Raw genomic sequence first — 671 nt, 5'->3', positions numbered from 1 at the left:
CGCGATTCTAGCACGCCGAGCCAAGCCGTTCCCGCCCGCCCGCTGCGCCCGGCGGCGCGGCACCGCAGGCGTCCGCGTTGTTATCCATCGTCCTCGTATGCTCTAATCCGGCCACGCAAATCACCACGATACGGGCGCCCCAGAAAGCCCCATCGATCCAAGGAGGAAATCCATGAACGCAGCCAAATTCCGTCTGGCGTCCGCCGCCCTGCTGATACTTGCCAGCCTGGGCGCCGCCGCCCAAACCAAGGACATCGTCGTCGACGGCCAGGGCGAAGTGCCCTACGTCGTCGACCAGCGCAACGTCGTCACCCGCAGCGGCTTCGACCTGTGCTGGCGCACCGGCTACTGGACGCCCGCCGCCGCCGGCGCAGTCAAGGCCGGCGAGCTGCCGGTCGGCTGCCACTGCGACAAGGACGTCGTCGGCGCCGACACCTGTGTTCCCGCAGCCCGTGGCGCCGCCGGCGCACCCGCCGCTGCCGCAGTCGCAGCCCCGGCTGCCGCCGCAAAGTGCGACTTCAGCGTCAACCTCTCGGCCGACAGCACCTTCGCCTTCAACAAGGCCACCCTCACCGCCTCCGCCAAGGCCACCCTCGACAACGCCGTGATCGCCAAGCTCGGCAGCTGCGCGGCCGTCGACACGCTCATCATCACCGGCCACACCGACCGCC

Annotated in this window: 1 pseudogene; it reads left to right on the top strand. The window is 69.7% G+C overall.

Going from position 1 to position 671, the window contains the following annotated elements:
• Positions 1-172: 172 nt before the first annotated feature.
• Positions 173-671 (top strand): annotated as a pseudogene (locus L6Q67_RS23845) (OmpA family protein); the annotation flags it as partial.

This window comes from Zoogloea sp., from assembly GCF_023150065.1.
GTDB lineage: Bacteria > Pseudomonadota > Gammaproteobacteria > Burkholderiales > Rhodocyclaceae > Zoogloea.
The sequence above is the reverse complement of the archived record's forward strand: the minus strand, read 5'-3'. Positions and strand labels throughout refer to the sequence as shown.